Source organism: Photobacterium indicum (assembly GCF_003026215.1).
Taxonomy (GTDB): Bacteria; Pseudomonadota; Gammaproteobacteria; order Enterobacterales; family Vibrionaceae; genus Photobacterium; species Photobacterium indicum.
Window position 1 is genome coordinate 23,611 of the sequence record NZ_PYOC01000022.1, and the last position, 9,775, is coordinate 33,385.

Annotated in this window: 6 protein-coding genes and 3 tRNA genes; all 9 read right to left on the minus strand. The window is 42.0% G+C overall.

What is annotated here, in order from left to right; all coding sequences use genetic code 11:
* Positions 1-191: 191 nt before the first annotated feature.
* The 9 genes from gshA to C9J47_RS26750 all read right to left on the minus strand — a co-directional run bounded on the left by gshA (position 192) and on the right by C9J47_RS26750 (position 9,772).
* The gene (gene gshA, locus C9J47_RS26710; protein WP_107257089.1) at positions 192-1,757 is read right to left on the minus strand and encodes a glutamate--cysteine ligase; all 1,566 of its coding nucleotides are present in this window, start codon (positions 1,755-1,757) and stop codon (positions 192-194) included.
* 153 nt (positions 1,758-1,910) lie between these two features.
* Positions 1,911-4,757 carry a M16 family metallopeptidase gene (locus C9J47_RS26715; protein WP_107257091.1) on the minus strand — a complete coding sequence of 949 codons (2,847 nt, stop codon included), beginning with the start codon at positions 4,755-4,757 and terminating at the stop codon, positions 1,911-1,913.
* An 11-nt stretch (positions 4,758-4,768) separates the two neighbouring features.
* Positions 4,769-5,200 (minus strand): YqaA family protein, encoded by a 432-nt coding sequence (locus tag C9J47_RS26720; RefSeq protein WP_107257093.1) that lies wholly within the window; start codon positions 5,198-5,200, stop codon positions 4,769-4,771.
* Between the two features lie 354 nt (positions 5,201-5,554).
* Positions 5,555-6,685, minus strand: a complete 1,131-nt coding sequence (locus C9J47_RS26725; protein ID WP_107257095.1) for a sodium ion-translocating decarboxylase subunit beta — start codon at positions 6,683-6,685, stop codon at positions 5,555-5,557.
* A 9-nt stretch (positions 6,686-6,694) separates the two neighbouring features.
* Positions 6,695-8,476 (minus strand): sodium-extruding oxaloacetate decarboxylase subunit alpha, encoded by a 1,782-nt coding sequence (oadA, locus tag C9J47_RS26730; protein WP_107257097.1) that lies wholly within the window; start codon positions 8,474-8,476, stop codon positions 6,695-6,697.
* Positions 8,477-8,519: 43 nt separating this feature from the next.
* Complete coding sequence (locus tag C9J47_RS26735; RefSeq protein ID WP_107257099.1) at positions 8,520-8,765, minus strand: oxaloacetate decarboxylase subunit gamma; 246 nt, start codon at positions 8,763-8,765, stop codon at positions 8,520-8,522.
* 662 nt (positions 8,766-9,427) lie between these two features.
* Positions 9,428-9,504 (minus strand) — tRNA-Arg (locus tag C9J47_RS26740).
* A gap of 57 nt (positions 9,505-9,561) precedes the next feature.
* Positions 9,562-9,638: transfer RNA gene (locus C9J47_RS26745), tRNA-Arg, on the minus strand.
* A 57-nt stretch (positions 9,639-9,695) separates the two neighbouring features.
* Positions 9,696-9,772: transfer RNA gene (locus tag C9J47_RS26750), tRNA-Arg, on the minus strand.
* Positions 9,773-9,775: the final 3 nt, after the last annotated feature.

Genomic DNA, 9,775 nt, shown 5'->3' on the forward strand with positions numbered 1-9,775 from the left:
TTATTCACCAAACAGTGTGTGAACAAACCTAACTTAAGTTAATGCAATTCAAAAATCGGTTTGAACCAAGTGCATTTATCACGGTCTGAATTAATGACAGGCAGTAAAGCTGTCGTCATCCCTGCGAAATTATTTATGGGCGGCTATATATAGCCGCCCAATTTTTTATCTTATTGTTCTAAGATTGAAAATCACTTCAAATCAGCAAAGTAATCTTCTAAAAATTGTTCAAATGATACCGTATCACCTTGCTCAATTTTATGTTGTTTCTCTACTGATGTTTTGGCTTCCATGTCAAATTCTGATTGAGAATAAAAGCCATAAGAACGCTCAACCAACGTTTGGCTGTGTTCTGCTGCGAGCTGATGCCCAACGGAACCGATTCCTTCGTTTTGTTTCACTTTCTCAAGTAACTGTGCAGATAGCGTTAGATCGGGATTAAGAATCCAACCTTTCAATCGTTCACAGGTTTCCTGATATTTATTGTTACCCGCAGCTTTATCCATCACAACCGCAACATCTTGCAGCTCTTTGAATACACGCACGCCCCAATCTTGCAGTGATAAGCGCTCACCATTACAGCCAATTTTCAGCATTAAATCAGGATTGCGACCATCGAGCACAACGCGATTCCAGTTATCACGCCAGCATGCTAATTCAGAGTCATCCATATCATCTGACGGTGTAAGCACGGCCCACGTAAGGAATAAATCAAGGAATCGAACCTGATCTTCCGTAATGCCAATAGGGCTAAAAGGATTCACATCTAATGAACGTACTTCAATATACTCAACACCAGCACGACCTAGTGCTTCTGAAGGCTTCTCGCCATCTTTTGCAACACGCTTAGGGCGAATAGGTGCATACAATTCATTTTCAATTTGCAGTACATTGCTATTTAACTGACGGTACTCACCATCCACTTTTACGCCAATGTCTGCAAAATCATCAGACGGTGTACGGATAGCTTTGTTCAAACCGTCAAGGTACTGATCTAGGCTATTAAAGCCAATTTTCAACGAACTTTGCGCATTATTGGTATAACCCAAATCACTTAGGCGTAAAGCTGTCGCATTCGGTAGGTAATAAGTACCACAGCCTAACTGCTTAAAATCAACCGAAGAGTTATGTTTATTCAGGAATGAGCTGCATAACGCTGGCGATGCACCAAATAAGTACGGGATTAGCCAACCAAAACGATAGTAGTTTCGAATCAGGCCGAAATACGCATCTGAAATAGAGTCTTGGCGATCTTGCTCGCTTTGATCACCGAACAATTCTTGCCAAAATGATTCAGGGAAAGAAAAGTTGAAATGCACACCAGAAATAACCTGCATAACGCTGCCATAACGATGCTTCAACCCTTCACGGTACAAGGTTTTCATGCGCCCGGTATTTGAACTACCGTATTGCGCTAATGTGATGTCATTTTCTTTACCGACAAAACATGGCATCGACATTGGCCATAAACGTTCGTCACCCATTTGGCGATACGTAAACTGGTGAATATCACTTAATTGCGTCAATAAATGGTCAACATCTTGCGATACTGGAGTAATAAACTCTAACAGTGATTCTGCAAAATCGGTGGTGACCCACTTATTGGTTAATGCTGATCCTAACCCAACTGGATGTGGTTGATCTGATAAGTTACCTTCCGATGTAATTCGCAGCGCTTCACGCTCAAGACCACGACCGAGTTGTGTTAAGGCATCAGAATTAGCGGAAATCTGCTGCAACCTTTGTGAAAAATCCATGAAGGCCATTCTCGTTTATTATCATAATTGAAAAAGTAGAGTAATCATTATTGTTACTGATTACCATTAGTTTTATAGAGAAACACTTTTACTATATGGCAAAAACCGACGCTCTTACACGCCGGTTTTTCATTAAATAATTCAGGCTACCCCTTAAAGATTAGGCTGAATTGTTTTCATCGGAATACCCAGTGTTTCAAATTGTGGCGTCAATGCCTTAGTGTCCCCCACTACAATGATTTGGTAATCATCAGGGTTAAACCACTTAGCCGCTAATTCATTTAGTCGCTCTTTACTGATTTTCGCCACAATTTCATTACGCTCTTCAACAAAGTTTTCAGGTAGCGAATACGTTAGGATCTGACCTAGCAGTTGTGCTTTTTTACTTGGTGTTTCATAACTTAGCGCATCTTTCTGCCCAACGGCTAAACGCATAAAGTCGACTTCTTTATCTGTTACACCTTCTGTGCTCATTTTTTTAAGTTCAGCCAAGAACTCTTTCGCCGAAGCTAAGCTGGCATCTGCACGTACTTGAGCGTAATACACAGATAACCCTACTTCTTTCCCACCAGTTTGGTAGCCACCCGCGCCATAGGTATAACCTTTATCTTCACGCAGGTTTAAATTGATACGGCTATTAAAGTTACCCGCTAGATTGAAGTTAGCCAATTGCGTTTCATATAACTCACCGGTTGCATCATACGGTAGGCCTTGGCGAACAAGACGAATGATCGTTTGTGGCGCACCCGGTTTATCAACCATCCAAATCGCTTGTTTTTCTATGCTCGGTAATACAATCGCGCTAGGTACTGGTTTAGCAGCCCCTTGCCATTTAGATAGAAAATCAATTTTTTTCGTTAATTGCTGCTCGGTTACATCACCCACAACAACTATGTCGGCGCCATTCGGTGTGTAATAAGTATCATAAAAGTCTGTTACATCTTTTAAAGTAATACTGTTTAAAGATACCTTAGTACCTTCTGGCGGTAAGCTAAATGGCGTGCCTTTATACAGAATTTCACGCGTTGCTTGGCTCGCTAGCCAATCAGGTCGTTGATGTTCGTATACCGCACCTTCAATCGCTTGGGCTTTTAAACGGTCAAAATCCGCTTCATTGAAAGCAGGTTTGAATAAACGCTCTTCCAAAATATCCAGCGTTTGTACTATGTTTTTATCCAACGATGTTACCGAGACGGTTGTACCGTACAAGCCAGCATTAAAGCTAACAGTACTGCCCAACGAATCTAATCGTGATGACAATTCTTCTGCGGTTGATTGAGTGCTTGCTTCATTCATCATGGCTGCAACAAGCTTAGATAACCCTGTTTTCCCCATTGGCTCAAAACGACGCCCTGCAGGAATAACCATTTGTAATTCTACCGTTGGGGTTTCTTGGTATTTAGTACCAAGTACTTTAATACCGTTGGCTAGCTCAAATTGGTACAAGGTTGGCATTACAGCTTCCACTGGCTGTGAAGGCTGTGGCATTACATTACGATCAAAGTTATCAATCGGTTCACGTAAAGCTAATTGTTCCTCTGTCAGTTTTTTATGCTCAGGAATAATACGAGGCATTGGCGTGTAATTTGACTTCGCGGCAACCAAGTTAGTTTTACCTTTAGGCACAACACTTAAGGTGACATTAGGGTTACCATTTACGTACTGCATATACGCAGACTCAATGCTATCTGTCGAAACATCACGTAATTGTTGTAGCTCTACACTTAAATGATTAGGGTTGCCGTAAAACGTCTGATAGGCAGCCAATTGAGACACTTTTCCGCTCACACTTTGCAAACCAAAAATAGCGTTCGCTTCTACCATGCCTTTTAGTTCGTTCAGCTCTTTTTCACTGACCCCTCGCTCTTCTAAATCATCAAGGGTGGATACCACTTTACTGCGCAGCTCTTTTAAGTTGCCTTTCTCACCACTTTGTCCAATCGCATACACATACATGGTACACGCAAGCTCAGCACAATCATGGTAGGCACCCGCATCAACAACATCACCGGTTTTCACTAAGTTTTGATAGAGCAGACTGTTTTTACCACCGCCAATCACTTTGGCCAGCATATCAAGCGATGCTTCATCTTCTGAACCGTTAAACGATGTCGGCCATGCCATCATCAGCATAGGTTGCTGTACTTTATCTTCTAAGGTTATATAGCGGTCAGCATCCAGCGTAACGGGCTGCTTAGGCATATCTTTTACTTCAGGGCCACGAGGGATAGAGCCAAAGTATTTATTAACCCATGCTAATGTTTGTTCTTTGTCTAAATCACCACCGATTGTTAGCGTGGCATTATTCGGACCATACCAGCGCAGGAAGAATGCTTTTAGATCATTAACATCAACACGTTCAAGATCTTCAACATAACCAATAGTTTGCCATGAGTAAGGGTGAGTACGCGGATAAAGAGCTTCGCCAAGGCGCTCATATACTAAACCATAAGGGCGGTTTTCATAACGCTGGGCGCGTTCATTTTTAACCGTTGAGCGTTGAATTTCGAATTTACGTTGAGAGACAGCACCGAGTAAAAAGCCCATGCGATCTGACTCTAGCCATAACATTTTTTCTAATTGATTCGCAGGTACCGTTTCGAAATAGTTGGTACGGTCTCGATTGGTCGTTCCGTTTAACGTACCACCGGCCTCGGTAATTAAGCGAAAATGTTCTTGATCGCCGACGTGCTCAGAACCCTGAAACATCATATGTTCAAAGAAGTGAGCAAAACCTGATTTACCTTCTTGTTCACGGGCAGAACCAACATGGTAGGTCATATCGACATGCACTAATGGGTCTGATTTATCTTCATGAAGAACAACGGTTAAACCGTTCTCAAGTGTATATTTACTGTAAGGAATAACAGGTTGCCCTTTCACACCTGCAACTTGCTCGACGAATGTAACACCTTCAGGCAATGTTGATGTCTCTTGCCCTATTTGATTACTACACCCTGCAATTGATAGCAACGTGACACTTAAAACCCACTTTTGCACTATAGCATTCCTTATAAAAAACCTTGTACTACTAGAGCCAACACAATGTAGCGCACAGCTTTACCGATCATAATAATGATAAAGCTCAGCCAATGGTGCATTCGCAACCAGCCCGCAGCTAAACATAAAGGGTCACCAATAACGGGTAACCAACTAAAGAATAAGCTCCAGTAGCCATATTTTTTCAACCACTGTAATGCTTTATGACCATGTTTTTCTTTAGAAGTTTTATCCGGTAGTAAACGCCCTAACCAGTAGTTAGTCATTCCACCCAGTGTATTACCTATTGTCGCCACTAATACCACGAGCCATAGGGCATTATCACCCAGCTTAATTGTTGCTATTAGGTTGGCTTCAGAGCCGCCCGGTAACAACGTGGCACTTAGAAAACCAGTGGTGAACAATACCCATAATGCTGAATCGCCATTTAATAAATCTAACATCTTATTTACTTACATCAAGCTAATCGAAAAAAACACTGCATATTAAATGCTTGTCGCTAAAACAATTTAGCCACGAGCACGACCTATTTAGATCTGCTTATACGCACAAACACCTTCAGATTAGACATATTGCTTCCTTTTTAGTGGGTTAACTTTATCGGCTAACTGAAAGTTACGTCATTAACCTTAATAATGAGTCCCCCTTATACCAAGCTACAGACATAAAAAAAACGGATAGCGTCAAACTACCCGTTTCAAAATGTGTACTTATAGATATCACTAACAGGACTAGCCCAATCAATTAACGCAACGAATTAACACCTGACGTTAAATAATCGCTATGGCTGTTCTTCATTAACCGACAAGGGCTAATAGAATACCAGCAGCAACCGCTGAACCTAATACCCCTGCAACATTCGGCCCCATAGCATGCATTAATAGGAAGTTTTGTGGGTTAGCTTCTAAGCCAACCTTATTCACTACACGTGCAGCCATAGGTACAGCAGAAACGCCCGCTGCACCAATCAATGGATTAATGTCTTCCTTGCTGAAACGGTTAAGTAATTTAGCCATCAACACACCACCACCAGTACCCACACTGAATGCCACTGCGCCTAATAGCAAAATGCCCAAAGTTTCAAATTGTAAGAACGTATCTGCTTCAAGCTTTGAGCCCACGCCTAAACCCAACATGATCGTTACGATATTAATCAGTTCATTTTGAACTGTATTCGATAAACGATCGACCACGCCAGATTCACGCATCAAATTACCTAAACAGAACATACCGATTAATGGTGTTGCTGATGGTAAAAACAGAATAGTCATCAACAATACAGCCAACGGGAAGAGTACTTTCTCAGCCTTACTGACATGACGCAATTGCTGCATCTTAATTTGTCGCTCTTCCGGTGAGGTTAACGCTTTCATGATAGGTGGCTGAATGATCGGCACAAGAGCCATATAGCTATAAGCCGCTACGGCAATCGCCCCTAAAAGATCAGGCGCCAAACGACTGGCAAGAAATATTGCAGTCGGCCCATCTGCACCACCAATAATCGCAATTGATGATGCATCTGCAAGTGTAAATTCCATTCCAGGAACAAGGTTCAGTAAAATTGCACCAAATAAGGTAAAGAAAATACCAAATTGAGCGGCTGCACCTAGTAACAATGTTTTAGGGTTAGCGATCAATGCCCCGAAATCTGTCATTGCCCCCACGCCCATGAAGATCAATAACGGGAAGACACCCGTTTCAATACCCACATGGTAGATGTAATACAGCAATCCACCCGGCTCGGTAAATCCCGAGTTAGGAATATTCGCAAGAATAGCGCCAAAGCCCATTGGCAATAACAGTAATGGTTCAAAGCCTTTACGAATAGCAAGAAACAGTAATCCACTGCCAACCAAAATCATGATGATTTGGCCGAACTCGAAATTAGCTATCCCTGTCTCTGCCCAGAGTTTTAATAAACCGTCCATGGTACCCTCTTACGCCAAACTTAGTATTGGCGAACCAACCGAAACGGAATCACCCTCTTTAACATGCAACTCTTGAATGACACCATTACGAGCTGCACGAATTTCTGTTTCCATCTTCATCGCTTCAAGCACAATCAATATATCACCTTCAGACACTTGATTGCCCGGCTTAACATTGATTCTAAAGATACTTCCCGCTAGGGGTGCTGAAATATCTTCCGCATTACTCACAGCAACGACAGGTGCTGGTGTGGAGGCTGATGTTGCAGATACAACACTTGATAGCTCACCACTTGGGCCGACTTCTACGTTATAAACCTGCCCGTTAACTTTCACACTGTACGCTTCAATCCCGCCAGTAGAGGCGGCTGGTTTAGCAACTGGGGCAGTAATAGCAGGTTCCGCTTCAGGTGCAGGTTCAAATGCTTCTGGGTTATTACGGTTTTTAAGGAACTTCAAACCAACTTGCGGGAATAACGCATATGTTAAGACATCATCCACAGAGTCTTCAGCTAACTTGATATTGTCAGCTTCTGCTTTTGCCTGTAGGTCGTCCGTTAGGATTGAGAGTTCATCAGCAATAAGATCAGCAGGGCGACATGTGATAGGTTCAGCGCCTTCAAGCACTCGGGCCTGAAGATCTGCATTCACAGGCGCAGGCGCTTGACCATATTCACCTTTCAGTATGCCAGCCGTTTCTTTCGCAATACTCTTGTAGCGCTCACCCGTAAGCACATTCAATACAGCTTGAGTACCAACAATCTGTGATGTCGGTGTTACCAAAGGAATAAAGCCAAGATCCTTACGAACTCGAGGGATCTCTGCTAATACTTCATCAAAACGATCAGCAGCACCTTGCTCTTTTAATTGGCCTTCCATGTTAGTCAGCATGCCACCAGGCACTTGCGCAAGAAGAATTCGGGCATCAACACCTTTCAAGCTACCTTCAAATTTCGCATATTTTTTACGAACTTCACGGAAGTAAGTCGCAATGGGTTCAATTTGCTGCAGATCTAAATTGGTATCACGTTCTGTGCCTTCCAGCATCGCAATAACAGTTTCAGTAGGTGTATGGCCATAAGTTTGGCTCATTGAAGAAATAGCCGTATCAAGAATATCTAAACCAGCCTCTACCGCTTTTACTGCCGTTGCTGCAGACAACCCCGTTGTTGCATGGCAATGAAGGGCAAGCGGTACATCACATGATACTTTAATGCGTTTAACTAACTCTTCTGCTTCATAAGGCTTAAGCAGACCAGACATGTCTTTAATACAAATAGAATGACAACCAAGATCTTCTAAGCGCTTAGCTAAATCAGTCCATGTATCTAAATTGTGCACAGGGCTTGTTGTGTATGAAATCGTACCTTGAGCATGAGCACCAACATCAATTGTTGATTTCACTGCTTTTTCAAAGTTACGTACATCATTCATTGCATCAAAAATACGGAATACATCCATACCATTTGCATGGGCACGTTCAACAAACTTCTCGACCACGTCATCGCCATAGTGGCGATACCCCAATAGATTTTGCCCACGTAGCAACATTTGCATCGGTGTTTTAGGCATCGCTTGTTTTAAAGCACGTAAGCGTTCCCACGGATCTTCACCCAAAAAGCGAATGCATGAATCAAATGTTGCTCCACCCCATGTTTCAAGGGACCAATATCCCACGTTGTCTAACTGCTCTGCGATTGGCAGCATATCTTCAATACGCATGCGGGTAGCAAACAGTGACTGGTGGGCATCACGTAATACAACGTCAGTGATAGCTAAAGGCTTAGACATGATCGAAAACTCCTTGTAAGTGTAATTAGCCTATAAATCATTTTTAGGCGTTACGTTGACGATACAGATGTACCGCGGCAGATATTGCTGCCACAACGTCAGGTTGAACCCCTGCATGATTTGACTCAACCGTTGTCATAGGCTTTGGAATTGATACTGCATCTGCAGGTGCCAGTTTTGACAAAAGTTGAACTAAATAGATTAAGACGCTCAGAAATCCAAAAACCACAAACATGCCAGTTAACATGATTGTTGCTGCTTCCTGTAGCAAACTTCCTAAATCAGCCATCATAGATTCCTTTCATTATTTTGTGACTGGTGCGTTAAGGATTATCACGACATGAAAAAATAAGTCAAATTTATTAACAATATCACTTCATTTAGTTGAAGATTGTACTCATTTTTACCTATTCAATAAGAAAATCGTGATAAAACAGCCTATTCCTCATAAATCGCAGAAAAATAAGTCACTAACAGTGCCCACTATCATTAAATAAATCAACAACAAGCTATATAAAACAACATATAAAATGCCACAAATTACGCTTACGTTAACGTAATGATAATAAAATTAATTGGATTTTTTAAATCGAAAATAATGTTAAATCAAACAATTACAAATAACCGATAAAGAGTGCGATTACATTCACAAAACTTATCGCTATTTCATATAAACAAATCAATTAAACAGTCAGCTCACATCATCGAGAGATATACCTGTGCTAAGCAAACAAGATAATAAAAGTACCCAATGAAATATCGCCGTTTAAAAAACTTAGAAAGGAATTTAGCTTAAAACTAATACCATTCGGATAGGTACATTAATAGATGCTTATTTCTGTGGGGGTCGTTCTAGAGCGGAGTCAATGCGATTTTAGTAGCTAGAGGTGTAAAGATAGAAGATCAAAATTTAGATACAAAAAAGCCCAGCCGAAGCTGAGCTTTAAATGATGGTGCACGCGGGAGGATTCGAACCTCCGACCGCCTGGTTCGTAGCCAAGTACTCTATCCAGCTGAGCTACGCGTGCACTAATTCTGTTTTACCACAATGACAATCACGAAATACTGTCATTGCTTTTAAATGATGGTGCACGCGGGAGGATTCGAACCTCCGACCGCCTGGTTCGTAGCCAAGTACTCTATCCAGCTGAGCTACGCGTGCACTAATTCTGTTTTACCACAACGACAATCACGAAATACTGTCACTGCTTTTAAATGATGGTGCACGCGGGAGGATTCGAACCTCCGACCGCCTGGTTCGTAGCCAAGTACTCTATCCAGCTGAGCTACGCGTGCACT